Origin of the sequence: Marinobacter litoralis, assembly GCF_016427555.1 — a bacterium.
In the GTDB taxonomy this organism is placed as follows: Bacteria; Pseudomonadota; Gammaproteobacteria; order Pseudomonadales; family Oleiphilaceae; genus Marinobacter; species Marinobacter litoralis_A.
In genome coordinates, this window is record NZ_JAELVS010000002.1 from 244,150 (window position 1) to 269,639 (window position 25,490).

Genomic DNA, 25,490 nt, shown 5'->3' on the forward strand with positions numbered 1-25,490 from the left:
TCGGTGATTTTAAATTGCGCAATTCTGCCTGAATTCTTGCCGTTTGGCAAAAATCAGGTACTTCTCATTTCATGCCACTGGCCATCTTGAAGCGCTTCAATAGGTTTGTAGCGGGTTTTATAATTCATCTTCTTGCAGGCTTTGATCCAGTAGCCCAGATACAGATGAGGCAATTCCCGTGCTTTGGCTTCCTGAATTTGCCATAACACCGCATACGTGCCGAGGCTTCGATGCTCCTGTTCCGGCGCGAAGATGGTATAGATTGCAGACAGGCCGTCATCCAGTAAATCGATAGCGGCCAATCCGATCAATTCATCATGCAGAGTGATTTCCAGAAACCAGGAATCGGTAGAGCCTTCAACCAGAAACGATGTGAACTGCTCCCGGGTGGGCGGGTACATGTCGCCATCTTGGTGGCGTTCTTCGATATAGTGAGCGTACAAACGGTAATAGCGTTCGCTGTAAGCTGTTGGGACCAGACGGCATTCAAGGTCGGCATTCTTTTTCAGTACTCTACGCTGACTGCGGTCCGGTTGGAAACGATCGACCTTCAGGCGCACAGGAACGCAAGCTGAGCATGAATCGCAGTGAGGCCGGTAATAGTGTGAGCCGCTGCGCCGAAAGCCAAGGGCCGTGAGTTGGCTGTAAAGTTTTTTGTCGATGTCCGCCCGTGGATCCACAAACATGGTGGTGGCTTCACGATCAGGAAGGTAGCTGCAATCGTGGGCGGGGGTTGCAAAGAAAACGAGCGTTCGGAGATTACTCATGCGCTTCTCCTAACGAGGCCACTGCCATGTAAAATCCCAGTTGAGCGCTTTTGGCTGCGCGTCTACTCCTGCCTTGAGTATAGATAAAAATTCGGAGCGGGAAATGGTTGTTGCACCCATGGATAACAAGTGGCTGCTCTCAACCTGGCAGTCCATGAGTTCGTAGCCCCATTGTTGCAGCTGGTGGGACAGATGAACCATGAGTACTTTTGAGGCATTCGTTTGCAGCGAGAACATGGATTCCCCGAAGAAGCACCGGCCCAATGCAACGCCGTACATTCCACCGGCCAGATCGCCGTTCTGGTTCCATACCTCGATAGAATGGGCAATGCCCAAGCGATGGAGCTCACTGTAGGCGTCGATCATTTCATCGGTGATCCAGGTGCCTTCTGATCGATTAGAGGCGCACAGCCGGATAATTCGACCAAAACACTGATCGGCGGTGATGCGAAAGCGCCGCTGGTTGAGCGTGCGGCGCAGACTTCGGGAGACATGAACCTGTCCGGGAATCAAGATGCATCTCGGATCAGGCGACCACCAAAGGATAGGCTGGTCATCGCTGAACCAGGGAAATATGCCGTTGCGGTAGGCCAGTTGCAGTCTTTCTGGTGACAGGTCGCCACCAACGGCCAGCAGGCCGTCGGGGTCGTCCAGGGCTTCGTCCGCCGGAGGGAACCAGAGCTTGTCTGGCTCGATCCATGGTAACGACGTCATATCGACGGCTTCGCCTTAGTCCTGCTGGTCCAGGAACTTCTCGGCATCCAGGGCGGCCATGCAACCAAAACCTGCAGAGGTTACCGCCTGACGGTATACGTGGTCTGCCACGTCGCCCGCAGCAAAAACGCCGGGAATGCTGGTTTGAGTGGCCATGCCTTCCAGTCCGGATTTGATTTTCAGATAGCCATTTTCCATGTCGAGCTGGCCGGCAAACAAATCGGTGTTCGGTTTGTGGCCGATCGCGATGAACACGCCCGCCAAATCGAGATCCCGGGTGTCGCCGTTTTCGGTGCTCTTGATGCGCATGCCGGTAACGCCGGTGCCATCGCCCAGCACTTCGTCCAGAGTGTGGTTCCAGACGATGTTAACGTTGCCGTTTTCTGCTTTCTCGAAGAGCTTGTCCTGAAGGATTTTTTCAGCGCGCAACTTATCACGGCGATGTACCAGCGTGACTTCGTCTGCGATGTTCGACAGGTAAAGCGCTTCTTCAACGGCCGTGTTACCGCCACCGATAACCGCGACTTTCTGCTTGCGGTAGAAGAAACCATCGCAGGTTGCACAGGCTGAAACACCTTGGCCTTTGAATTTTTCTTCAGATTCCAGGCCTAAATACATTGCTGAGGCACCTGTGGCGATGATCAGGGCATCGCAGGTGTACTCGCCGTTGTCGCCTTTCAGGCGGAAAGGGCGGTTTTGCAGGTCGGCTTCGTTGATGGTGTCGTAAACGATGGACGTTTCGAAACGCTCGGCATGCTTTTGCATGCGCTGCATAAGCTCGGGGCCCTGTACGCCGTCGTTGTCGCCTGGCCAGTTGTCGACGTCGGTGGTGGTGGTAAGCTGCCCGCCCACTTCAATGCCGGTAATCAATGTCGGATTCAGGTTAGCGCGGGCTGCGTATACTGCAGCGGTATAGCCGGCCGGGCCGGAGCCAAGGATGATCAGGCGATGGTGTTGGGTTGTGCTCATCGAAATCTCGCTAATAGTTAGGTCTGGTTTGAGCTCAATGCACGAGCTCAGTGTTCGAAGTGTGGTAGAAGGCTACCATGAATTTGATTGGCTGCCATTTGTTTCACAATATACTGTTCATTGACGCTGGCTATGCAGAGGTTGTCCGGGTTTAAAGAACGGAAACCGTGCTCAGAAGCTGGCGAACACGCTCATGGCTCTTGCCGGTTTCGCCTTGCTCAAGCCGGTGTTCAGCCACGGCCGGGAACACCGCTTGAAGGTCGTCTGGCAGCACATGATCTCGACCTGCCATGAGCGCCCAGGCTTTCGCTGCGCGCAACAATCCCAGGCCTGCGCGAGGGGACAGGCCGTACATCAGGCCCGACATTCGCCGGCTTTGTTCCAGTAACCGTTGTAGGTAATCGAGCAGGGCGGGGCTGGCAGACACTTTTTCAACGGCGCCTTGGGCCTGCTCAAGCTCCGCTTGCGGTAGTATGGCTTCAAGGCGCGCAGTTAACGCTCTTCTGTCTTCGCCCTCCAACAGTTCCCGTTCAGCTTTGGGATCCGGGTAGCCCAGTTTCAGCCGCATCAGAAACCGGTCAAGTTGAGATTCGGGGAGCGGAAAGGTGCCGCCTTGCTCGATGGGGTTTTGAGTGGCAATCACGAAAAACGGTGAAGGCAGAGGGCGGGTCTCCCCTTCGATCGAGACTTGCCGTTCCTCCATGGCTTCCAATAACGCGCTCTGGGTACGCGGCGAAGCCCGGTTGATTTCATCAGCCAGCACGACCTGCGCGAAAATGGGGCCCGGATGAAACACCAGGCTGTTGGCCTGTTTGTCATACATGGAGTAGCCAAGTACGTCGGCCGGCAGCAAGTCGTTGGTGAACTGGATCCGCTGATAGCTTAGCCCCATGATGCTGGCCAGCGCATGGGACAAGGTCGTTTTGCCCATGCCGGGAATATCTTCGATCAGCAAGTGGCCGCGAGCGAGCAGGCCGCACAAGGCAAGACGTACCTGTGGCTCTTTACCCAACAAAATCGTATTGAGTTCGTTAACAACCGTGTCCAGCTTTTGCTTCATACCTTTGTTAATCCCTGACCCGCTTTAAAATGTCACCGTAGGCATCGATTCGCCTGTCTCTGAAGTACGGCCAGATTCTGCGAACGGATTCCGAGCGGTTGCGGTCCAGTGTGGTGATCAGGATGTCTTCTTGCTGCTCGTCGGCACGGGCAAGAAATTCGCCCTGCGGGCCACAGATGAAGCTGTTACCCCAAAAACGAATGCCATCGGTTTGTCCGGAAGGGTCGGGCTCTGTGCCTACCCGGTTGGGTGCGATCACGGGCAGGTTATTGGCTACGGCGTGGCCGCGTTGAACGGTGATCCAGGCATCGAGCTGGCGGGCCTGCTCGTCTTTGTCGTCGGTGATGTCCCAGCCAATCGCTGTTGGGTAGATCAGAACTTCGGCGCCAGCCAGCGCCATCAAGCGTGCTGCTTCCGGGTACCATTGATCCCAACACACCAAAACGCCTAATTTGCCAACGGAGGTTTGGATGGGCGTAAACCCATTGGTGCCGTTGTTAAAGTTGGCATCGCCCGGGGTGAAATAAAACTTCTCGTAAAAGCCGGGGTCGTCCGGAATATGCATTTTCCGGTACAGGCCTGCAAGGCTGCCGTCGGATTCAAAAACAACCGCGGTATTGTGGTACACGCCATTCATTCTGCGCTCGAAAATCGAGCCCACCAATACAATCCCGAGTTCTTTTGCCAGCGCAGATAAATGCCTGCTGCTTGGCCCGGGGATAGGTTCGGCCAACTCGAAAACATCGGTATCTTCTGTTTGGCAGAAATACAGGGTGGCATGCAGTTCCTGCAAAACAACGAGTTGTGCGCCACTCTTTGCGGCGTTTCGAATGAGCCGTTCAGAAGTGGCCAGGCTGACCGCTTTATCGTCACTGCAGTTTTGCTGAATGGCGGCGACAGTCAGCTCGTTGCGGCTTGGTGTCTGGGTCATACTTCTACGGCTCCTGCAGGAATCTGCATGGTGACGCAGTGCAGGCTGCCGTGCTGATAAATCAGAGGGCGGCAGTTGATGGGAATGATTTCCCGGTCAGGGAAGATGTTGCCCATCACGCGTATGGCCTCCTGATCTTGCGGCACATCGTAAATTGGCAGTAACACGGCACCATTGATGATCAGGAAGTTGGCATAGGTGGCCGGGAGGCGCTCGCCGTCTTCGTCGAAAATCGCGTCCGGCCAAGGTAGTGGGGTGAGCCGGTAAGGCGTGCCATCCTTCTGGGTGAAGCCCTGTAATTCTTCTTCCATTGCAGCAAGTGCACTGTAATGTTCGTCGGCCACATCCGGGCAGGCGACGTAACAGATGTGATCGGGCGCGCAGAAGCGGGCAAGGGTATCGATATGGCTGTCGGTATCGTCGCCGGCAAGATAGCCGTGGTTGAGCCACAGGATACGCTCAGCGCCGAGCATTTCTGTTAGAAGCTGCTCAATACTGGTTCGATCCATCGTCGGATTGCGGGATGGTGTCAGCAGGCATTCGCTGGTGGTGAGCAGTGTTCCCGCACCATCGGATTCGATAGAACCGCCTTCCAGCACGAAATCCACGGACTGCATCGGATGTTTGCCAAACACGCGTGCACCTGCCAGGTGCATATTGAGCGCGTTGTCTTTTTCCCAGTTGAATTTTCCACCCCAGGCATTGAACTTGAAGTCGATCAGGGTGGGGCCGTCTTCTGTCGCAACGGTGATTGGGCCGTGATCTCTCGCCCAGGTGTCGTTAGCGGGAGCGGGCACGGTGATGACTCTGCCCGGCAATTGGTTGTCCTCTGCCCAGGTATTGAGTTCGCTGCCGAGCTCTTGTAACCGCGCAACGTATTCGCAGCTGATAATCAGGTGCTCGAAACGGAGAGTGGCCTTGGCGATTGCCAGAAAGACTGGCTCTACCTCGGACATCACGCTGGCCCAATCGGTGCCAGGGTGTGGCCAGGTTAGCAGGACGGCGCTCTGGGGTGCCCACTCGGCAGGCAAAACTCGTTTGGAACTCACTGTATTAAGCCACCTTAGTTCGCAAAAACTGCCATTCTAGCTGACCGTTATCGGAACGTCAGGCCAAGAGCGAAGAAACTTGTCATTGAAAACTATGACATCAGTTTTTCTGGCGTTTCACGACGGTGTGCATGACGAGGTCGCGTTCGAAGTAGACCACGAAGTCTGCGTAGTGCCACTGGCTAATCGGCGGCTGGCCAACGGGGCCGCTGATGTTCAAAGGGTTGCCCCAACGCTGGCGCACCGATGCCTGGTTCATGCCGTTGCCAGGTAGGCTGATGGCGCTGCGATCCGCTTGGCTTCCAACCGGGATCGCCAGATCTTCTGCCTGAACGGCCGGTGCCATTCCGGCGGTTAGCAGGGCTGCAAGGCCGAATGCGGTTCGCAGGGTGTGATTCTTTTTCATCTTCGACTCCGTTGATGGCGGCCTTTTGGGCACATGGATAAAGCGTAATATGGTGAAAAGCTTACTAAAAGCCAACACTTTATTGCGAGTTTACTGGTTTTGTTTCTGCCGTATTTGCCATCGCATCACATGACGAGCAATTTGTTGGCGATCGCTTTCCTCCAGCTCGGTAAATGCCGCCAGAACCCATGCGCCGCCAGCGGTGTCGCGCTCCAGGTCAATCACCTGCGCAATCGCCTGTGGCTGGTAGAGCTCGGGGGGGAGTGTCATCCGCACGGCCATTCGATCTCCGGTTTGCCAGGCGACGGAGGGGCTAAAAAAGGCCAGCCCACCTTCGCTCAGCGTCACATCTTGCCAGTCCTCCGGTTGCAACGGATTTTGCTCAAAGGCGATAATGCGCGCCAAGGCATCCAGCTTGCTATTCAGCGTGGTTATAAGGCCCGTTAGCAGGCGGTCACGTTCGGCAAGGTTGGCCAAGTGGTTTTTTATGTCTTGGTCTAGGCGCCGGTATTCGGCTTTCAGGGAATCCAGCGGTGTGTTGTTAAAAAGGTCGGGATCTGCCGGATGGTTCTCTTCGAGTCGCCGGATTTCCAGCCCAATACGATCCTGGATCCGGAAGAACTCCCGACGATCTTGTGGCGGCCGGGGCACTGAGCCCGTAGTATCTTGGCTTGGCATCCTTTCTCCGGATAGCTAAGAAATGTTGATAGTACAAAGTAGTTTAGCAGTTTCTTAAACCACGACAGACCCGAAGGTAGCGACAGGCACCTCCCCATGTTCAGACCCTTATCGTTTTACATTGGTTTGCGGTACACCGCGGCCAAGCGTCGTAATCACTTTATTTCGTTTATCTCTCTCACATCCATGATTGGCCTGATGCTGGGGGTGGCGGTGCTCATTATTGTGCTGTCTGTGATGAACGGTTTTGATCAGGAGCTTAAGCAGCGCATTTTGGGCATGGTTCCCCATGCCACCATCCAGGGCGCTTCCGGTCCGCTGAACGATTGGGAAGAGCTTGATCGTCGTGTGGAGCAGAATCCTGACGTACTCGCGGCAGCGCCGTTTATTCAGGGGCAGGGCATGGTTACCGGCGGTGGTAACGTGCGAGGTGTGATGCTGAACGGCATTTTGCCGGAGCAGGAAGCCTCTGTTTCAATCATTGAAAACCACTTTGTTGAAGGCGGGTTGGGTGATCTCAAATCCGGTGAGTTCGGAATCATCATAGGCCGCCTTATGGCGAACAGTCTCAGGCTGGGTGTCGGGGACAAACTGACGGTCGTGTTGCCCGAGGCTTCGGTAACACCGGCCGGCGTGTTGCCCAGGCTCAAACGTTTCACTGTTAAGGGTATTTTCAGTGTGGGCGCGGAATTGGACGGTAACTACGCGCTGATTCACATGGACGACGCGGCTCGATTGATGCGCACCGGCGGAAAGGCTGAAGGGCTGCGCCTGTTAATGGACGATTTGTTCTCCGCCCCGCGGGTTGTTAACGATGTGGCCTCTGGCTTGGGCGGCCGATATTACGTGTCGGACTGGACGCGTACCCACGGCAATCTGTTCAATGCTATTCGCATGGAAAAGACCATGATTGGTCTGTTGCTGATGTTTATCGTTGCGGTTGCCGCTTTCAACATTGTTTCTACGTTGGTCATGGTGGTTACCGATAAAACCGCAGATATCGCCATTCTGCGCACCATGGGGGCAACTCCGGGCCGGATTATGCGCATCTTTATTATTCAAGGCGCCGTGATCGGTGTTTTTGGCACTTTGATTGGCACCGCGTTGGGTGTGCTGGGGGCGCTCAACATCAGTGCTTTCATCGCATGGCTTGAGGCTGCGATGGGGCATCAGTTCCTGAGCGCCGATGTCTACTTTATCAGTTATCTGCCGTCTCAATTGCAATGGCAGGATGTGGCAATAATCAGTGGTGCCGGACTGGCAATGAGCCTGTTGGCAACGATTTATCCGGCTTGGCGGGCATCGCGTGTCGAACCGGCGGAGGCTTTACGCTATGAGTGATGCAACGATGACAAATTCAGCCACGCCGTTAGTGATTGATTGCCGGAAGGTTACGCGCACTTACAGTGAAGGCCCTGAAAAGCTCACGATATTTTCCGATATCTCGTTGGAAGTGTCGGCCGGCGAGACTGTGGCGATTGTGGGTAGCAGTGGTGCCGGTAAAACAACTTTACTGAATCTTCTGGGTGGTTTGGACAAGCCGTCATCCGGCCAGATAGAGATCTGTGGCCAGAACATTCATGGTATGTCGGAAGCGGGGCGTGCACGATTCCGCAATCGACATCTGGGTTTTGTCTATCAGTTTCATCATCTTCTGCCGGAATTCACGGCGCTTGAGAATGTCATGATGCCACTGGCACTTGGAGGAGGATCTCCCCGGCAGGCGAAACCCAAGGCGGAAGCGCTGCTGGAACGTGTGGGGTTGGGGCAGCGTCTGCGGCACAAACCCGGCGAGCTTTCCGGAGGGGAGCGCCAGCGAGTGGCTATAGCACGAGCCTTGGTCAACGAGCCAAATTGCGTGTTGATGGATGAGCCCACAGGCAACCTGGACCAACATACCGGAGAAGGGATAAGAGCTTTGATTCAGGATTTGCGCGATAACTCGGGTACCGCCTTCATTATGGTGACCCACGATATGGGAATGGCAAAAAGCTTGGGGCGGGTGTTGCGATTAGAGCAAGGAACCCTGATTCAGGAATCCTGAGCTTGGCTGCGCTGCTGTTTGGTTCTCAGGCGGCGGCGTAGTTGCCAGTCCGAGCGCACTTTTCGACGCCATAGGTATTGCACGGCGAGATAAGCGATACAGGCGCTGATCGTAGCGAGCAGAAGCGAACCCAGATACAGCGGAATGCCAATTTCGAACAGCCGGTCACTGACCCAGTGCCAGTTTGCGTGGAACTCGAAGGGCAATACGGGCCGGTCCAGTATCCAGGCGCCGACTTTGTAGTTGAAGTAAAAAATAGGCGGCATGGTCAGCGGGTTGCTGATCCAAACCAACGCAACGGAAAGCGGCAGGTTTGCGTTAAACCAGATCGCGAAAAAAGCAGCGGCAACCATCTGAAAAGGCATCGGGATAAAGCAGAACCAGATGCCGATCAGGAAGGCCCGTGCCACACAGTGCCGATTGATGTGCCACAGGTTGGGCTCGTGAAGGATATCGCCTAGAAAGTGCAGGCTCTTCATAGACTGCACTTTTTCTGGAGTCGGCAAATACCGTTTCATAAACCTCTTCGGCATTGGACGTTCGGCCTGTTCTCTCGGTATGGATGGTAACCGGCGCATGAGAGGCGTCGATTTTGATCGGAGGACAAGGATTGTCCAGAAACACCCAGTTCAGCATCAAAGCTGAAAGATCTATTCTTGGCCCTTCGGCCATGTTCGCATTTAGTTGCGGCGTTATCTTACTGTATCGGTTCTCGGTTTTGCCACCTTATCCGTGGCTGTTTTTATCCCTATTTGTACTACTGACATTTTTTATAGCAAAAGCAACCCGTTTTCGTGTTGTTGTTCTTTTGTTGATTGCGTGGGTATTCGGGCTGGGATGGGCTGCGTGGCATGCAGACGCCCATCTGCAACAACGGCTTTCGCCGTTACAGGAGGGCGTGCCATTAACAGTTGCGGGGTATGTCTGTGATCTACCGCAACCAGGAAGTTTTAACAGTATACGTTTCAGTTTTTGCGTAGAGAGTTGGCCCGAATCCATTGATTTGCCCGATGGTGGCGCGCACCCGGAGAAAATTCGAGTGGCCTGGTATGGTTCGGGCGAGAAGGTGCTGCCTTCGGGGGCGATCTTGCTTGAGGTGGTGCTCAAGCGTCCGCATGGTAATCTCAATGACGCAGGCTTTCGATACGAAGATTGGTTGTTCAGACACGGTGTGCGAGCAACCGGGAGCGTTCGGGGTGTGGCTAAGCTTACGAACGGGGCCTGTGGGCTAGTTTGTTCCTACCATGCCTGGCACCGGAAAATGGCGACGGTTGTTGAGGGCTATTTTGGCGGCGCAGCGCAATACCCTTTGCTGGCATCGTTGTTGATCGGCAATCGAGGTCACCTCACTGGTATACACTGGCAAACCCTAAAAGCAACCGGCACCATCCATCTGGTCGCTATTTCAGGATTGCATCTCGGTCTGGTGGCGTTGGCCGCCGGGCTGCTCTGTCGTCGATTTCTATTGTTGCTGCCCTCGGGCTGGCTGTCTGAAAAGAATCTGCGCAAGACTGTCTATTGCACCGTAATTCTCGCGAGTCTGTTTTATGCTTTGGTAGCCGGAATGACCGTTCCCACCCGTCGTGCGCTGGTGATGGTTGTTGTCGGTGGATGGTTTCTGCTCAAAGCCCGGGACGTCAGTCCGTGGCGGCCTTTCGTTATCGCTTTGACCTGCGTGCTTGTGTTCGATCCTTCTGCGCCTCTGGATCAGGGCTTTTGGTTATCCTTTTTGGCAGTCGCACTGCTGGTTTGGGTGTTTTCAGGCCGGTTGAGAAGGGTGGGGTGGCTTGCGGGATTGATGTTGGCCCAATGTGCCGTATTTGTTGGTCTTTGGCCCGTGCTTCAGGCGTTTGATCAAACTCAGCCTTTGGTGGGCGTGGTGGCGAATTTGGTTGCGATCCCCTGGGTGTCGTTTGTGGTGATGCCGGTGCTGTTTGCCGGGGCCGTATTGGTGTTCATCACCGGGGATATGGTGGTGGGCCATGTAATTGCGGTTTTCGATGCGGTGTTGGGGGTGCTGTGGTACCTGCTGCAATCTGTAGAGGCAATCCCGTTTGACCCACTGCCGCGCCTGACGCAAGCTGCGCTCGTCGCATTGGCCTTGGTTATTCTGCTGGTGTTGCGATTTCCGGATCGGTTATTTCGGGCCGTCAGTATCATCGTTTTACTCGGCTGGGTAGGGCTGGGGTGGCGGAGCCCCGAGCCACCGGTAAATCCAGCGGTTAAGATGCCCGAGGTGCGTATCTGGGATGTCGGGCAAGGGCTGTCGGTGTTAGTTCGCTCGGGCAGAAAGGTCTTGCTGTATGACACGGGGCCGGAAGTAAAGGGTGTGTATTCGGCCGTGGAGTCGGTCTTGCTTCCGAATCTGAGAGCACTGGGTGTGAAACATATTGAACACCTTGTAGTCAGTCATGGCGATAGCGATCACTCGGGTGGGTTGTCTGCATTGCTGAATGAGGTGTCGTTAGGGGCTATTTCATCTGGTGAGCCTGTGCTGGTTGGGGAGAAACTGGCGCGCCATCCAGCCCCATTGATTCAAGACTGTCCTCGAATGACGCAGACTTTCGGCGAGTTCGAATTGAGTTTCTGGCGCAGCAGTTCAGGGGTCTCCGGAAACGATGCTTCTTGTGTGCTCAGGCTGTTTCACCCTAAGTTGAACGTCGATCTGCTCCTGACGGGGGACATTAGCCGCAGTGTGGAAGCGGAAATGCTTGCAGATCCCCGGTTGGGTTGGCTGTCAGCCTTTTCGGGGCGGCGAATTTTAGTCGCTCCGCATCATGGCAGTAAAACATCCTCTTCGACGGAATGGGTGGCCGGGGTAGCCCCAGACTGGGTGATCTACACCGCGGGATATCAGCATCGATATGGTCACCCGCATGAGGACGTTGTCGAACGCTATCAAAAAACCGGCGCGGTGCCGTTGAATACCGCGTGTTCAGGGCAGTTATCCGTGCGCTTTGGCCCGGAGAGCCTGAACATTGTCGAAGCGAAGCAACAGGCACCATTCTGGATTGCCGGTCCGGGCCTTGCCCGGGATCAATGTAAAATACCGTGACATTGCAGGTGTGGCCTGCACCGGCAGCTATGCTAAAGTAGCGCGGCTTGTCATTAATCAGGGAGATCAAGCGTGTTTGAGCTGTTGAAAGCTGGTGGCATCCTGATGGTGCCCATTGTTGCCTGTTCCATATTAGCGCTTGCGATTATTCTTGAGCGTTTTTGGTCGTTGCGTGCTTCACGAGTCGCACCCAGCCAATCGCTTAACGAACTTTGGCGCTGGATTAAAAAGAAAGAGCTCAACGGCCGGAAGCTGAAAGCGCTTCAAGGCTCATCCCCGATGGGACGGGTGTTAGCTAGTGGTCTTATGAATGCGAAACATGGTCGCGAGATCATGAAGGAAAGCATCGAACACGAAGCCAGCCAGGTCATACACGAACTCGAACGTTTTCTGAATCCGCTCGGTACGGTTGCGACGATCACACCGCTGCTTGGGCTTTTGGGTACTGTGATCGGTATGATCAAAGTGTTTGCCGAGATTCAGCTGGCGGGCGTTGGCAATGCCGGTAATTTGGCAGGGGGTATCTCCGAAGCGCTGATCACCACGGCGGCAGGGCTGAGTGTCGCTATTCCTGCGTTAATTGGCCATCGCTATTTCATTCGCCGGGTCGATGAGCTGGTGGTTAACATGGAGCAGGAAGCCATTAAGTTGGTTGAAGTGGTTCATGGCGATCGCGAAATTGACGTGGAAGGAGCCTGAACACCGTGAAGTTCAAGCGCCAGAGAAGCCAGGAAGTCGGGGTAGACCTGACGCCATTGATCGATGTGGTGTTCCTGCTGCTGATTTTCTTTATGGTTTCCACAACCTTTACCCGAGAAAGTCATCTTGAGGTGGAGTTGCCGGAAGCCAGTGGTGACCCGGCAGAGCCGGCTGAAGTCCGTCAGATTGATGTGGTCATCAATGCTGAGGGCCAATACATTCTGAATGATAGAACGCTGGTGAATAATCGGCGAGAGACTCTGGAAAGAGGTGTCAGCGAGTTGGCCGAAGGGGATAACAGCTTGCCGTATATCATTACTGCAGACGCTCGCACGCCGCATGAGTTTGTTGTTCGTGCAATGGATGTTGCAGGCCGTTTGGGCTTTGCGAAATTAAGCATCACCACCGAGCGGGAGGCTGAATCCCAGTGAGCAGCTCCATCCCCGAGCCCCTTAAAACGCCTCCAGCTGGCAGCTGGACCACGTACAAGCGTCTGTTGACCTACGTAAAACCCTTCTGGCTGGCGTTTTCGTTAGCTGTTTTGGGAAACGTGCTCTACGCTGCCGCCTCCACTGGCATGGCTGCCGCCATGGAGTACGTGATCACAGCGATCGAAAATCCAACCTCGCAAAACCGGATACTCCTGACCGGATTGATCGTCGGTGTGTTTGCCCTGCGAGGGCTGGGTACCTTTTTCAGCCAGTACTTCATCAGCTACGTGGGGCGCAATGTAATCAACGCTCTGCGGAACGATGTGTTTGACCGGATGATGACGCTGCCGTCGCGCTATTTTGACGAGAATGCGGCGGGCCGGCTGGTTTCCAAATTGACCTTCAACGTTGAGCAGGTGGCGGAAGCGGCGACCAACGCAATCACCATTACGCTCCGTGAAGGATTGACCATCGTCGGTTTGCTGGGTTTCATGATCTATACCAACTGGAAACTCACGCTTGTGTTCCTGACCGTCGGGCCGGTGATCGGTTTTGTTGTCAGTTACGCCAGTAAGCGTTTTCGCAAGATCAGTAAGCGAATTCAGGGTTCAATGGGGGACATTACCCATGTCGCGACGGAATCGATTTCGGGCTATCGAGTGGTTCGCACCTTCGGCGGCGCCGACTACGAGCGTGATCGTTTTCGTCAGGTAAGTGCGCGCAACCTGAAACAAAGCCTGAAAATGGCGTCTACACAAGCCATCAGCGTACCTGTGATACAGGTGTTAGTCGCTATCGCGATCGCAGCATTGGTTTGGACCATGCTCGCCCCTGAAATCCGCGGAGAAATGACCACCGGTCAGCTGATCGCCTTTATTACAGCGGCGACCACTATGGCGAAGCCGATACGGCAGGTTACGTCTATCCATTCCAAGATTCAGAAGGGTGTGGCGGCCGCCTACGATGTGTTTGAAACCATGGATGAGCAGCCCGAGAAAGATGGCGGCACCCATGCGCCAGCCCGCGTCGAAGGGCGTATCGAGTTCGATCAGGTGTCGTTTCGCTACCGTGACCAGCTCGATAACGTTCTGGACGGAATTTCGATTGATCTTCCGGCCGGCCAGAGTGTGGCGTTGGTAGGGCGCTCAGGAAGTGGTAAATCCACCTTGGTGAGCCTGCTGCCGAGGTTTTACGACTTCACCGGCGGAGATATCCGGGTTGATGGTCATTCCTTGATGGATTTCTCGCTCACAGCGCTTCGGTCCCAGATTGCTCTGGTAACCCAGAATGTGGTGCTGTTTAACGACACCATTGCCGCAAACATCGCTTATGGCTCGCTGCGGGATTGCAGTCGGGAAGAAATCCGCGAGGCGGCAGCAAAGGCTCATGCACTTGAGTTTATTGACCGCATGCCCGAAGGCCTGGATACCGTGATTGGTGATAATGGCGTGATGCTGTCTGGCGGTCAGAGGCAGCGTTTGGCCATTGCCCGGGCTCTGCTTAAGAATGCCCCCATTCTGATTTTGGATGAAGCCACGTCTGCTTTGGATACGGAATCAGAACGTCATATTCAGCAGGCACTTGAAACCGTTATGCAAGGGCGCACTACGTTGGTGATTGCGCACCGGCTTTCAACGATCGAAAAGGCCGATCGCATTCTGGTGATGGATAACGGCCGCATTGTCGAATCCGGGACCCACGACGAACTGCTGGCGGCAGGTGGTGCATACGCGCAGCTGCACCAGGTGCAGTTCAGTGAGCATTCATGAGCAATGTGATAGACCGGTTGTGGTATAGCCAGTCGCGGCCCTTGAGTATTTTGGCGCCGCTTGCATGGCTTTATCGCACCATATCTGAATCGAAACGCCGAAAGGCTTGGCAGGCGCGTGATGAGAGCTTGCCGGTGCCCGTGGTTGTGGTGGGTAACATAACCGTCGGTGGAACCGGTAAGTCGCCGCTAACGGCTCGGCTGGTCGAATGTATGCGTCAGCAGGGCTGGCGCCCGGTCATCTTGAGCCGCGGTTACGGCGGTAAAAGTGAACGTTACCCGTTACTGGTGAAAGAGGGTACGCCGGCCGGCGTATGCGGCGACGAGCCTCTTATGCTGTCACTCGCAACCGGTTGTCCTGTGGTAGTAGACCCTCAGCGCCTTCGCGGTGCGCGTTGGGCTTTAGAGCAAGATCTCGGTAACGTATTGATTTGCGATGATGGCCTTCAGCACTACCGTTTACCCCGAGATATTGAACTGGCTGTGTTTGATGCGCAGCGAGGAATCGGAAACGGAGCCATCCTGCCTGTCGGCCCCTTACGGGAACCCGTTGACCGACTCAGCTCTGTCGATTTCGTGGTCTTGAATGGGGGCGAATTTCCGGCAGCCGGCGAGTGTATCGACGAATTTGCCGGTGCAGAGCACGCCAATATCCACGCCATGACCTTACGGCCTGCGTCTTTGGTAAATCTGAATTCAGGAGAAGTCCGTGCACCGGAAGATCTGAACGGAAAACCGGTGCGAGGGGTTGCCGGTATCGGCAATCCGGGGCGTTTTTTCGACACGTTGAGGCATTTGGGCGCTCATGTGCAGGAACAGGCGTTTCCGGATCATCACCGGTTTCGCCCCGAGGACCTGGCATCAGGCGCCGGAGAATGGCTGGTGATGACCGCCAAAGACGCGGTGAAATGTCGTGGATTTGCGCCCGATAATGCCTGGGTATTGACCGTGGATGCCTGCCTGTCCGAACCTTTTGAACAACGCTTTCTGGAACGGCTCAATGAATGTGCTGAGCAGTTGCAGACTCAAACGACTGAGAGAACAAACCATGGATAAGAAACTTCTGTCTATGCTGGCTTGCCCGGTATGTAAGGGTGAACTGAAACTCAACGAGGCTCGCACAGAGCTGGTGTGCTACCAGGACGCCATGGCGTTTCCGATTCGCGAAGGCATTCCGGTGATGATCGCTGTTGAAGCACGCACATTGAGTACAGACGAGCGTCTGGAAAAGCACTGAGTTAACCGTTAGCAGGACTGTCTGTATGTCTTTTACTGTGGTGATTCCCGCGCGCTATGCCTCTAGCCGTCTGCCGGGCAAGCCCCTGGCTATGATTGCTGACAAGCCGATGATTCAGCATGTGCATGAGCGCGCTCAAGACAGCCGGGCAGGGCGTGTCGTGATCGCAACTGACGACTCACGTATCGAAGAAGCTTGTCAGGCATTTGGAGCCGAGGTGGTGATGACCTCTCCAAATCACGCCAGTGGTACCGACCGGCTGGAAGAGGTGGCCCGCAAGCTGGAACTCGGACCCGACCATCGTGTGGTCAATGTTCAGGGTGACGAGCCACTTTTGCCGCCTGATTTGATCAATCAGGTCGCTGACAATCTGGAGCTGTATCCGGATGTTGAGATAGCGACACTGTGCGAACGTATACACGATGCTCCGCAGGTGTTTAACCCGAACGTCGTTAAAGTGGTGTTTGACGCCCGTGGTATCGCCCATTATTTCAGCCGGGCACCGATTCCCTGGGCTCGTGATGTATGGCCTCAAAATGCCAACGGTGCAGAAATCGATTTGCCTGAGGGAATAGGGTACTTCCGTCACATTGGTATCTACGGTTACCGGGCCAGTGTATTGAGCGATTTTGTCAGCTGGGCGCCAGCGCCAACCGAGCAAGTGGAAGCTTTGGAGCAACTGCGAGCGCTTTATAACGGTGCCAGTATTCATGTGGATGTCGCTGAGCGTCCCCCGGCGCCTGGTGTGGACACGGAAGAAGATTTGCAAAGAATCAGAAAGTTGATGGAAGCCGGAGGGCGCAATGTCTGAATCCGTTCGGGTTCTTTTTGTTTGTTTGGGGAACATTTGTCGTTCGCCCAGTGCCGAGGGTGTGTTTCGGCAGCTTGTGTCCGGCCAAGGCATGGCCGAGAAAGTGTTTATCGATTCCTGCGGCACAGCAGATTGGCATACCGGCAAGGCGCCCGACTCCCGATCCATTGAGGCAGCAGCGCGTAGAGGCATTGATCTTTCGGGGCTGCAGGCAAGGCAAATCAAGCCAGATGACCTTGATACCTTCGATTATGTGTTGGTAATGGACCGCTCGAATCTCGCCGACGTGCGAGATATCTGGCGCCAGAATGGCGGCACCGAACCACAGTTGCTGCTTGAGTTTGGACGGTCCGATGAACTGGAAGTGCCCGATCCTTACTATGGCGGTGAGCAGGGTTTCGAGCAGGTTCTCGATTTGATTCAAGAGGCTGGCGAAGGATTGTTGGAAGATATTCGGAGGCGGCTGGCTTGAGCTACGGGCTGCAGATTCGCAAACAGGTCGGCTTGAAAGATCTGAATACAATGGCGATCGCGGTTAACGCAAAACAGTTTGCGACTATCGAAAGTGCCGACCAGCTCGTGCAGGCGTTAGAGATTGCGGCTGACCAGAAGCTCGAAACCCTGGTTTTGGGCGGTGGAAGCAATCTGGTATTTGCAGGCGACGTTGAGGGTCTTGTCCTGCACATAGCCCTGCGCGGGAGGCGCTGGGAAAAGGTCGATGGCGATACCGCCGTGCTGGCGCTCGCTGCTGGTGAAAACTGGCACGATGCCGTGCTTTACGCAGCGCGTTCGGGTTATCGGGGTATAGAAAATCTGGCTTTGATACCGGGAACGGCGGGAGCCGCACCGGTTCAGAACATCGGTGCCTACGGCGTGGAGTTGTGCGATACGCTGGCGAGCGTAACCGCTTTGGATTGTGAATCACGGCAAGTGGTCACGTTGAGCCCGGAAGATTGCCAGTTTGCTTATCGAGACAGTTTTTTCAAACGCAATCCAGGGCGATATGTCATCCTGGAAATACGCCTGAGGTTGTCTCGTAGTGCACCTCTCAAGTTGGGGTATAGGGATCTCCAGGACTATCTGAGCGATGTCGATGGGGCGAAGCTCAGCCCGCTGGAAGTCGCTGAAGCGGTTATGGCGGTACGGCGACGAAAGTTGCCGGATCCTGATACCTTGCCGAACGCCGGAAGTTTTTTTAAGAATCCGGTGGTTGATCAAGGGCAGTTCGAAGGTTTGCAACAGCGTTTTCCGGATGTGGTGCATTATCCGCTGACCGACGGTGTCAAGCTGGCGGCGGCTTGGTTAATAGATCAGGCGGGCTGGAAAGGTTTTCGCAACGCACGGGTGGGAATACATAATCGGCAGGCTTTGGTGCTGATCAATCATTCCAAGGGCACAGGTGAGGATGTGCTGGCATTGGCAGAGGATGTGCGGCAATCGGTGCGGGAGAAGTTCGGGGTCGAACTGGAGGTCGAGCCGGGGATCGTCGGAGCACGTTAAACAGAATTGAAACATTCCGGGCAGCGACTTACGGCTACCCGGAATGTTCGCATCTTACAGCCCCGCTTCAGACGAAGCTTTCATCAGCACAGGCAGTGCATCTTCTACCGCAATATCCTGTTTGTCTTCATCACGACGGCCTTTGTATTCCAGTGTGCCAGCGTTCAGGCCGCGCTCCGAAATAACAAACCGGTGCGGAATGCCCATTAATTCCATATCTGCGAACTTCACGCCAGGGCGCATGTTTCGGTCGTCCAGAAGCACATCGTAGCCCGCTTCCAGAAGCTCGTTGTAGAGCTTTTCACCCGCTTCGGCAACCGCTGGTGCCTTGTGGCCATTCAGCAGCACAATGGCAACCTGGAACGGGGCAATGGCGTCGGGCCAGATGATGCCTTTGTCGTCATGGTTTTGTTCGATGGATGAGGCAACGATGCGCGACACACCAATGCCGTAGCAGCCCATTTCCATGATCACCGACTTTCCGTTTTCATCCAGCACCGTGGCGTTCAGGGCCGAGCTGTACTTGTTGCCTAATTTGAATATGTGTCCAACTTCAATGCCGCGGCGAATCTCCAGAGTGCCGTTGCCGTCCGGGCTTGGGTCGCCTTCGACAACGTTGCGGATATCTTCGACACGGCCCACGGCAACATCACGCTCCCAGTTCACGCCGGTCAGATGGTAATCGTCCTTATTGGCACCGCACACGAAGTCAGCCAGGTGGGCTGCGCTGCGATCGACAATGGTCGGAATGGGCAGATTAACCGGGCCAATAGAGCCGGCTTTGCAGCCAATGGCTTTCTCAATTTCTTCGTCGGTGGCCATGGTTAGCGGTTCTGCCACACCGCGCAGGTTTTCAGCTTTGATTTCGTTCAGCGTGTGATCGCCGCGCAAAATTAGCGCAACCAAGCCGGATTCACCGTTTTCGTCGGCTTCGGCTTTCACAATCAGAGTTTTCACGCTGCGCTCGGCGGGCAAGCCCAAGAACTCGGAGACTGCATCAATCGTTTTCTGATCCGGGGTGTGCACTTCTTGCATGTTTTCGGAAGCCGCAGGGCGATCGCCGGCCGGAGCAACGGCTTCGGCTTTTTCAATGTTCGCCGCGTAATCACTGCCTGTGCTGAACACAATGGCGTCTTCGCCGGAAGAGGCCAACACGTGGAATTCGTGAGAGCTACTACCACCGATGGAGCCGGAATCTGCTTGCACCGGGCGGTAATCCAGGCCCAGGCGATCAAAAATGTTGCAGTAGGTGCGGTGCATAAGCTGGTAGGTGTCGTCCAGTGATGCCGCGTTAATGTGGAAGGAGTATGCGTCCTTCATGATGAATTCGCGGGCACGCATCACACCAAACCGTGGCCGGCGCTCATCACGGAATTTGGTTTGAATCTGGTAGAAGTTGGCGGGCAGTTCTTTATAACTCTTCAATTCGTTACGAACCAGATCCGTGATCACCTCTTCATGAGTCGGGCCCACGCAGAAATCGCGACCGTGGCGGTCGTGCAGGCGCAGCAATTCGCCGCCGTATTGCTCCCAGCGACCAGACTCCTGCCAAAGCTCAGCCGGCTGAACGGCGGGCATCAGAACTTCCTGAGCTCCACTTTTGTCCATTTCTTCGCGTACAATCCGTTCTACTTTGCGCAAGGTCCGCAGGCCCAATGGAAGCCAGGAGTAGAGGCCGGCGGCCAGTTTACGGATCATGCCTGCACGCAACATCAGCTGGTGGCTGATGATTTCCGCGTCTGCAGGGGTCTCTTTTTGGGTGGCAATCAGATAACGGCTAGCTCGCATCGTGTCTTCCGCTTTATTGAAAAGTGGGGATTGGACTAATTGGCAGGGGGGACTGGCCCGAAACTGCCTTTCATTGTCTTAAAGTGAGCGTTATTGTACGGAGCCTGCCCCATAAGGTACAGATGATGACAGACGAATCTATAAATGTAGCACCACGCCGGAAGCCGGTGCAGGCGCGCAGCCGAGAGCGTGTAGACAGTATTCTCCGCCACGCGGCCGCGATCTTTCACGAGAACGGCGTGGATGGCACCAGTATGTCAGCCATTGCCCGGCAATCCGGGATGTCGCTCGCCTCGCTCTATCGCTATTTTCCGAACAAAGCCGCCATCGTTCACGCGCTCGCTGAAGGCCATGTTGAAAAAATGGAAAACGCGTTGCGCGAGCGCTTGGAGCAAGTCGGGTTGTCGGAAGCCGTGGACGTGCTGATCGACTTGTTTTACGAGTTTTATCGGACTGAACCGGCTTACTCGGCGATCTGGAGCGGTGTCGAATCAATGCCGGAACTTCGCGAGCTGGATTTGCGGGAACTCTACAGCAATGCCCGGGATTTTGATGCGCGGCTGAAACAGGAGTTCCCCGGCATCCCGGAAGAGCGCCGTTGGACGGCGAGCTTGTTACTGCCGCGTTCTGCCGGCTCCATTCTTCGGTTGGCCGCTACTTTGCCGGAGTCTCAGGGGGCTTTGCTGGCAAACGAGCTTAAATGCATGGCTCGAGCCTATCTGATGGAGCTAATTCGTCAGGACAAGTAACCCAGGGGTAGGGCGGTACTGTCGATAACTCGTCGTAATACAAAGCTTGAATGCACCCCGCTGACTCCGGGTATACGGGTAATGCGGTTGAGCAGGAACTGGTGATAGTGGTCCATATCAGGTACCACAACTTTTAACATGTAATCTGCGCTCTGCCCGGTTATCAGATAGCATTCCTGTACTTCTGGGTAGTTGGCGATCTGTTCCTCGAAATCTGCGAACCGCTCCGGGGTGTGCCGGTCCATTCCGATCAGTATGACGGCGGTCAGGGCCAATCCCAGTTTCTTATGGTCAAGAATGGTGGCGGTTCTGACAATGATGCCCGAATCCTCCAGTGACCGAACCCGGCGCAGGCACGGAGAGGGCGACAAACCGACCTTTTCGGCGAGCTGCTGATTGGTTAGTGACCCATCTTTCTGCAATTGCTCGAGAATCTTCCGGTCAGTTTTGTCTAATTTAACTAACGTTTTGTCGTTGCTAGGCACAAGATGTCACCATTTTTGTATGATTGGCAATATTATGCCATGCATTTTATGTTTCCAGCTAAAATTCGCAATCGGATAGCGCATTAAATTGGTTACACTGGCGTTATCTCTTCGATCAGTGAAAGGAATTGTCAGACATGGCTTTTGATCATCGAAAATACGCACCCTTCAAACCCGTTGCCAAGAAAGATCGCCGTTGGCCGGACCAGATTATTGAAAAGGCGCCAACCTGGTGTGCGGTGGATCTGCGGGATGGTAACCAGTCATTGATCAAGCCGATGTCCGTTGCCCAAAAGCAGCGTTTGTTTGATTTGCTGGTCAAGCTGGGTTTCAAAGAAATTGAAATAGGCTTTCCAGCCGCCAGTCAGCCGGATTTTGATTTTTGTCGAAAACTGATTGAAGAGAACCGGATTCCGGACGATGTCACCATCCAGGTACTGACCCAGGCTCGCGCTGAGTTGATTGAGCGTACGTATGAGGCCTTGGATGGCGCAAAGAAAGCGATTGTTCATGTCTATAATTCCACCTCGACGGTGCAGCGTGAACAAGTGTTTGGGCTGAATCGTGAGGGAATCTGCGATATTGCCCGAAATGGCGCAGCGCTGGTGAGAGATTTTGCCAGCCGTTATCCCGATACCGAATGGACCTTTCAGTATTCTCCTGAGAGCTTTACCGGCACGGAGCTGGATTTTGCCAAGGACGTGATTGATGCGGTAACAGGTGTTTGGCGCCCGGATCAGGGGCAGCCGGTGATCATCAATCTGCCGGCGACCGTTGAAATGTCAACACCGAACGTATTCGCCGATCAGATAGAGTGGATTTGCGAAAACATTCAACGCCGGGATTCGGTGAGCATCAGCGTTCACACCCACAACGATCGCGGCTGCGGCGTGGCGGCAGCCGAGTTGGCCGTAATGGCTGGTGCGGACCGGGTTGAAGGCACCCTGATGGGTAATGGCGAACGTACGGGCAATATGGATCTGGTCACCATGGCCATGAACTTGTACTCGCAAGGTGTTGATCCAAAATTGGATTTGTCGGGCATGGCCGAGATAACCGAGGTGGTGGAAGCCTGCACCGAGATCTCGACTCATCCGCGTCATCCCTACGCCGGAGAATTGGTTTTCACCGCATTTTCGGGCAGCCATCAGGACGCGATCCGAAAATGTCTGGCACGCCGCAAAGACGGGGATGTGTGGAACGTTGCCTACTTGCCAATTGATCCCTCGGATCTGGGCCGGCGCTATGAAGAGGTGGTACGGATTAATAGCCAGTCGGGTAAAGGTGGCGTGGCCTACGTGTTGGAGCGGGATTACGATATCAGCTTGCCTAGATGGTTGCAGATTGAGTTCAGCAAGGTGGTCCAGTCGGAAGCCGAGACCAACGGTGGCGAGATTGACTCAAACACCATTCATCGCCTCTTCGAAGAGCGGTACCTGAAGGTAGCGAAAGACTGGGCGTTGCGCACTTACAACCTGCATCGTGACGATGAAGGCGTTCGAGCCGATGTGGTCGTTGGCGCAGGTGAATCGTCTGTTGCCTTGGAAGGTCGAGGTCTGGGCGCTGTCGAAGCAGTTTCGGATGCGCTGGCTCGTCGATTCGGCGTATCCATCGCGGTTGAGGCCTACGATGAGTTTGCGTTGGGTGAGGGGACGAAAGCGAATGCTTTGGCGTGTATTCGTTTGAATGCCAACGGCAGGCTTTGTAGTGCGGCCGCACTGGCTGAAGATACAACTTCGGCGACCTTGCAGGCATTGTTCTCAGCGGTGGCTCAGGAAGTTGGCGCAGAAATGCCGGAAGTAATAGTCAGCGAGGAGTCGGTTTCGGCTTGAGGCTTGTCTGTAAGTTTGAACCAAAACCAAAACAGCCGGCGATATTGCCGGCTGTTTTGTTCCGTCTGCCCGTGAGGGGCATCAGGCAATCAACATAAGCCGATTACAGCGGCGTTACGTTCTCTGCCTGCGGGCCTTTCGGGCCCTGAGTAACGGTGAACTGCACCTGCTGACCTTCGGTCAGAGTGCGGAAGCCACCTGAGTTGATTGCGCTGTAGTGAACGAAAACGTCACTGCCGCCTTCCTGCTCAATAAAGCCAAAGCCTTTTGCTTCGTTGAACCATTTGACCTGGCCAGTTTTTGTATCAGACATTGATCTTTCCTGTACTTACTAAAAGGTTTGCCCTCACGGGACCATGCATGCTGAATAATTCGGGGCGTACTGATGAAAGGGGCAACGAAAAGCCGGGGCAGGACGTTGGTGCACATTCGCCAAATACCGCTGCAGAATTACACAGCAATTTCAGTATAGACCGACTTTACCGTCCGTCAATTTTTTATTTGTCGCATTCGAAAGTTTTTTTGTCATAAAAAACAATTGATTGTGACTTCTTGGGAAGCACAAGACCACCTCCGCAATGGAGGTAGTCTCGAATCGTTTCTGCGAAGGTGCGTTTGGCAGGTCAGTGCCTGAGTGCTTCGCTGATTTCTTCCAGAATGGCCGGATCATCTATCGTACTTGGTACGCTGTATTCTTCCTGATCGGCAATCTGACGAATGACTCTCCTCAGAATTTTGCCTGATCGCGTTTTGGGCAGACGCTCAACCACGATCGCGCGCCGGAAACAGGCTATCGCGCCAATTTTTTCTCGCACCATCTCTACAAGCTCTTCTTCGAGCTCATCCGGGTCGATGGTCGCGCCGTCTTTAATGAGCACCAAGCCAATGGGTAACTGGCCTTTGAGGTCGTCGTGGGCGCCAACAACGCAACACTCAGCGATTGCCGGATGAGAGGCGACCACTTCTTCCATTTCACCGGTTGAGAGGCGATGGCCTGCCACGTTAATGACATCGTCGGTTCGACCCATGATGAAAACGTAACCATCTTCGTCAATGTAGCCGCCATCGCCTGAACTGTAGTAGCCCGGAATCGGGCGGAGATAACTGTTCAGGAAGCGTTCGTCGTCGCCCCAAACGGTCATCAGGCAGCCGGGGGGCAGCGGAAGTTTTACGGCGATCTGGCCTTGCTCACCATCGGGAACGACAGAGCCATCCACGTTGACCACGCGCACATCGTAGCCCGGTGACGGTACGGTTGAAGAGCCGGGTTTGGTGGCCATCATTTCGATTCCGGCCGGGTTGCAGCAGATTGCCCATCCGGTTTCGGTTTGCCACCAATGATCCAGAATTGGAAGGTTGGTGTTCTCTTTCAGCCATTCGTAGGTAGGCGGGTCCAAGCGTTCGCCGGCCAGATAAATCCGCTTCAGTGACGAGGTGTCGTATTTGCTGAGCTGTGTGGCTTCGGGGTCTTCCTTTCGAACCGCGCGAAAGGCCGTGGGGGCGGTAAACAGTATGTCTACCTTGTGGTCCTGGATGACTCGCCAGAAGGCCCCCGCATCGGGCGTTTTAATGGGTTTGCCTTCGTAAAGCACCGTGGTGCAGCCGGCGAACAGCGGACCGTAAACAATGTAGCTGTGCCCAACAACCCAGCCAACGTCGGAGGCTGCCCAATACACATCCCCGGGGTTCGCATCGTAGACCAGGCCCATGCTGTACTTGAGTGCAACAGCATGGCCGCCGTTATCCCGAACTACGCCCTTGGGTTTGCCCGTGGTCCCCGAGGTGTAGAGGATGTAGAGCGGATCGGTGGCGTTCACTGGCACGGGGTCAGCGGGCGTGGCGCTTGCGCATAGATCGTACCAGTCCCGGTCCCGGCTGGCTTCCATGCTGGCTTTTGCTTGAGAGCGTTGGAACACCACGCAGATCTCGGGCTTATGGCTCGATTGCTCGATGGCTTTATCTACTAGCGGCTTGTATTCAATTACGGTGCTGATTTCGATACCGCAAGAGGCGGTGATGACAGCTTTTGGAGTGGCATCATCAATTCGCACAGCCAGTTCATGAGCCGCAAACCCGCCAAATACCACCGAGTGGATAGCGCCAAGACGTGCGCAGGCCAGCATGGCAATGGCGGCTTGGGGGATCATCGGCATATAGATAATGACCCGGTCGCCTTTTTGTATGCCTTGCGCTTTCAATGCGCCTGCGAAAATTGCGACCTCGTCGCGCAGCTCGTTGTATGTGTAGGTTTTCTGGGTGTTGGTGACCGGCGAATCGTAAATAAGGGCGGCCTGGTCGCCACGGCCAGCGCGAATGTTGGCATCCAGCGCAACATCGCTGGTGTTCAGTGTTCCGTCTGGAAACCATTCGCCGTGACCGTTTTCGAGCGGCCGCCAGATGGTGTTGGGTGCCGAGGTCCAATCGATGTGGCGGGCTTGTTCGCGCCAGAAGTCGTCACGTTGATCGATGGAATGGCGAAATGCGGAGTTGTAGCTCATAAGCTCCACCTTAGTTGAG

At 54.8% G+C, this 25,490-nt stretch carries 26 protein-coding genes; 13 read left to right on the top strand and 13 right to left on the bottom strand.

Annotation, left to right across the window (positions count from 1 at the left end; genetic code table 11):
• Nucleotides 1-53: 53 nt before the first annotated feature.
• From JAO79_RS08730 to JAO79_RS08765, 8 genes are all read right to left on the bottom strand, one after another.
• Nucleotides 54-767, bottom strand: coding sequence for an arginyltransferase (locus JAO79_RS08730; RefSeq protein ID WP_199006873.1), 714 nt, complete (start codon nt 765-767; stop codon nt 54-56).
• Nucleotides 768-776: 9 nt separating this feature from the next.
• Nucleotides 777-1,481 carry a leucyl/phenylalanyl-tRNA--protein transferase gene (aat, locus tag JAO79_RS08735; RefSeq protein ID WP_199006874.1) on the bottom strand — a complete coding sequence of 235 codons (705 nt, stop codon included), beginning with the start codon at nt 1,479-1,481 and terminating at the stop codon, nt 777-779.
• 15 nt (nt 1,482-1,496) lie between these two features.
• A complete protein-coding gene (gene trxB, locus JAO79_RS08740) occupies nt 1,497-2,450 on the bottom strand; it encodes a thioredoxin-disulfide reductase (protein WP_199006875.1) in 954 nt (317 codons plus the stop codon).
• Between the two features lie 151 nt (nt 2,451-2,601).
• Entirely contained in the window at nt 2,602-3,510 is a 909-nt protein-coding gene (locus tag JAO79_RS08745; protein WP_199006876.1) for an AAA family ATPase, read from the bottom strand.
• A gap of 7 nt (nt 3,511-3,517) precedes the next feature.
• Nucleotides 3,518-4,441 (bottom strand): carbon-nitrogen hydrolase, encoded by a 924-nt coding sequence (locus tag JAO79_RS08750; RefSeq protein WP_199006877.1) that lies wholly within the window; start codon nt 4,439-4,441, stop codon nt 3,518-3,520.
• Nucleotides 4,438-5,490 (bottom strand): agmatine/peptidylarginine deiminase, encoded by a 1,053-nt coding sequence (locus JAO79_RS08755; protein WP_199006878.1) that lies wholly within the window; start codon nt 5,488-5,490, stop codon nt 4,438-4,440. The genes JAO79_RS08750 and JAO79_RS08755 overlap by 4 nt, the downstream gene beginning before the upstream one ends.
• Before the next feature lie 100 nt (nt 5,491-5,590).
• Nucleotides 5,591-5,896 carry a hypothetical protein gene (locus tag JAO79_RS08760; protein WP_199006879.1) on the bottom strand — a complete coding sequence of 102 codons (306 nt, stop codon included), beginning with the start codon at nt 5,894-5,896 and terminating at the stop codon, nt 5,591-5,593.
• A gap of 90 nt (nt 5,897-5,986) precedes the next feature.
• Entirely contained in the window at nt 5,987-6,574 is a 588-nt protein-coding gene (locus JAO79_RS08765) for a PilZ domain-containing protein (RefSeq protein ID WP_199006880.1), read from the bottom strand.
• 96 nt (nt 6,575-6,670) lie between these two features.
• On the opposite strand from JAO79_RS08765, the gene JAO79_RS08770 reads away from it, so the two are divergent.
• Together JAO79_RS08770 and lolD are read left to right on the top strand one after the other, a co-directional pair.
• The gene (locus tag JAO79_RS08770) at nt 6,671-7,915 is read left to right on the top strand and encodes a lipoprotein-releasing ABC transporter permease subunit (protein WP_199006881.1); all 1,245 of its coding nucleotides are present in this window, start codon (nt 6,671-6,673) and stop codon (nt 7,913-7,915) included.
• The gene (gene lolD / locus JAO79_RS08775; protein WP_227664476.1) at nt 7,908-8,618 is read left to right on the top strand and encodes a lipoprotein-releasing ABC transporter ATP-binding protein LolD; all 711 of its coding nucleotides are present in this window, start codon (nt 7,908-7,910) and stop codon (nt 8,616-8,618) included. The genes JAO79_RS08770 and lolD overlap by 8 nt, the downstream gene beginning before the upstream one ends.
• Here lolD and JAO79_RS08780 read toward each other — a convergent pair.
• Entirely contained in the window at nt 8,606-9,151 is a 546-nt protein-coding gene (locus JAO79_RS08780; protein WP_199006882.1) for a DUF2062 domain-containing protein, read from the bottom strand. The genes lolD and JAO79_RS08780 overlap by 13 nt on opposite strands.
• A 137-nt stretch (nt 9,152-9,288) precedes the next feature.
• Between JAO79_RS08780 and JAO79_RS08785 the strand changes: the two genes are divergently transcribed.
• The 9 genes from JAO79_RS08785 (at nt 9,289) to murB (ending at nt 18,119) form a co-directional block, all read left to right on the top strand.
• Complete coding sequence (locus tag JAO79_RS08785) at nt 9,289-11,673, top strand: DNA internalization-related competence protein ComEC/Rec2 (protein WP_199007143.1); 2,385 nt, start codon at nt 9,289-9,291, stop codon at nt 11,671-11,673.
• Between the two features lie 72 nt (nt 11,674-11,745).
• Nucleotides 11,746-12,372 carry a MotA/TolQ/ExbB proton channel family protein gene (locus JAO79_RS08790; protein ID WP_199006883.1) on the top strand — a complete coding sequence of 209 codons (627 nt, stop codon included), beginning with the start codon at nt 11,746-11,748 and terminating at the stop codon, nt 12,370-12,372.
• A 5-nt stretch (nt 12,373-12,377) separates the two neighbouring features.
• Nucleotides 12,378-12,803 carry an ExbD/TolR family protein gene (locus JAO79_RS08795; RefSeq protein WP_199006884.1) on the top strand — a complete coding sequence of 142 codons (426 nt, stop codon included), beginning with the start codon at nt 12,378-12,380 and terminating at the stop codon, nt 12,801-12,803.
• The gene (gene msbA, locus JAO79_RS08800; protein WP_199006885.1) at nt 12,800-14,572 is read left to right on the top strand and encodes a lipid A export permease/ATP-binding protein MsbA; all 1,773 of its coding nucleotides are present in this window, start codon (nt 12,800-12,802) and stop codon (nt 14,570-14,572) included. Before JAO79_RS08795 ends, msbA begins: the two co-directional genes overlap by 4 nt.
• Nucleotides 14,569-15,627, top strand: coding sequence for a tetraacyldisaccharide 4'-kinase (gene lpxK, locus JAO79_RS08805; RefSeq protein WP_199006886.1), 1,059 nt, complete (start codon nt 14,569-14,571; stop codon nt 15,625-15,627). The genes msbA and lpxK overlap by 4 nt, the downstream gene beginning before the upstream one ends.
• Nucleotides 15,620-15,808, top strand: a complete 189-nt coding sequence (locus JAO79_RS08810; RefSeq protein WP_199006887.1) for a Trm112 family protein — start codon at nt 15,620-15,622, stop codon at nt 15,806-15,808. Before lpxK ends, JAO79_RS08810 begins: the two co-directional genes overlap by 8 nt.
• Nucleotides 15,809-15,833: 25 nt before the next feature.
• Complete coding sequence (gene kdsB / locus JAO79_RS08815; RefSeq protein ID WP_199006888.1) at nt 15,834-16,619, top strand: 3-deoxy-manno-octulosonate cytidylyltransferase; 786 nt, start codon at nt 15,834-15,836, stop codon at nt 16,617-16,619.
• Complete coding sequence (locus JAO79_RS08820; protein WP_199006889.1) at nt 16,612-17,091, top strand: low molecular weight protein-tyrosine-phosphatase; 480 nt, start codon at nt 16,612-16,614, stop codon at nt 17,089-17,091. Before kdsB ends, JAO79_RS08820 begins: the two co-directional genes overlap by 8 nt.
• Complete coding sequence (gene murB / locus JAO79_RS08825; RefSeq protein WP_199006890.1) at nt 17,088-18,119, top strand: UDP-N-acetylmuramate dehydrogenase; 1,032 nt, start codon at nt 17,088-17,090, stop codon at nt 18,117-18,119. The genes JAO79_RS08820 and murB overlap by 4 nt, the downstream gene beginning before the upstream one ends.
• A 54-nt stretch (nt 18,120-18,173) precedes the next feature.
• Here the strand turns inward: murB and JAO79_RS08830 are convergent, their stop codons facing one another.
• Nucleotides 18,174-19,907, bottom strand: coding sequence for a proline--tRNA ligase (locus tag JAO79_RS08830; protein ID WP_199006891.1), 1,734 nt, complete (start codon nt 19,905-19,907; stop codon nt 18,174-18,176).
• 125 nt (nt 19,908-20,032) lie between these two features.
• Between JAO79_RS08830 and JAO79_RS08835 the strand changes: the two genes are divergently transcribed.
• Nucleotides 20,033-20,656, top strand: a complete 624-nt coding sequence (locus JAO79_RS08835) for a TetR/AcrR family transcriptional regulator (protein WP_199006892.1) — start codon at nt 20,033-20,035, stop codon at nt 20,654-20,656.
• Here the strand turns inward: JAO79_RS08835 and JAO79_RS08840 are convergent.
• Complete coding sequence (locus JAO79_RS08840; RefSeq protein ID WP_199006893.1) at nt 20,644-21,141, bottom strand: Lrp/AsnC family transcriptional regulator; 498 nt, start codon at nt 21,139-21,141, stop codon at nt 20,644-20,646. The two genes, JAO79_RS08835 and JAO79_RS08840, sit on opposite strands and share 13 nt — an antisense overlap.
• Before the next feature lie 137 nt (nt 21,142-21,278).
• Between JAO79_RS08840 and leuA the strand changes: the two genes are divergently transcribed.
• The gene (gene leuA, locus JAO79_RS08845; RefSeq protein WP_199006894.1) at nt 21,279-22,973 is read left to right on the top strand and encodes a 2-isopropylmalate synthase; all 1,695 of its coding nucleotides are present in this window, start codon (nt 21,279-21,281) and stop codon (nt 22,971-22,973) included.
• Nucleotides 22,974-23,076: 103 nt separating this feature from the next.
• Here the strand turns inward: leuA and JAO79_RS08850 are convergent, their stop codons facing one another.
• Both JAO79_RS08850 and JAO79_RS08855 read right to left on the bottom strand, forming a co-directional pair.
• Nucleotides 23,077-23,286, bottom strand: a complete 210-nt coding sequence (locus JAO79_RS08850; protein ID WP_199006895.1) for a cold-shock protein — start codon at nt 23,284-23,286, stop codon at nt 23,077-23,079.
• Between the two features lie 310 nt (nt 23,287-23,596).
• Nucleotides 23,597-25,471 carry a propionyl-CoA synthetase gene (locus JAO79_RS08855; RefSeq protein ID WP_199006896.1) on the bottom strand — a complete coding sequence of 625 codons (1,875 nt, stop codon included), beginning with the start codon at nt 25,469-25,471 and terminating at the stop codon, nt 23,597-23,599.
• Nucleotides 25,472-25,490: the final 19 nt, after the last annotated feature.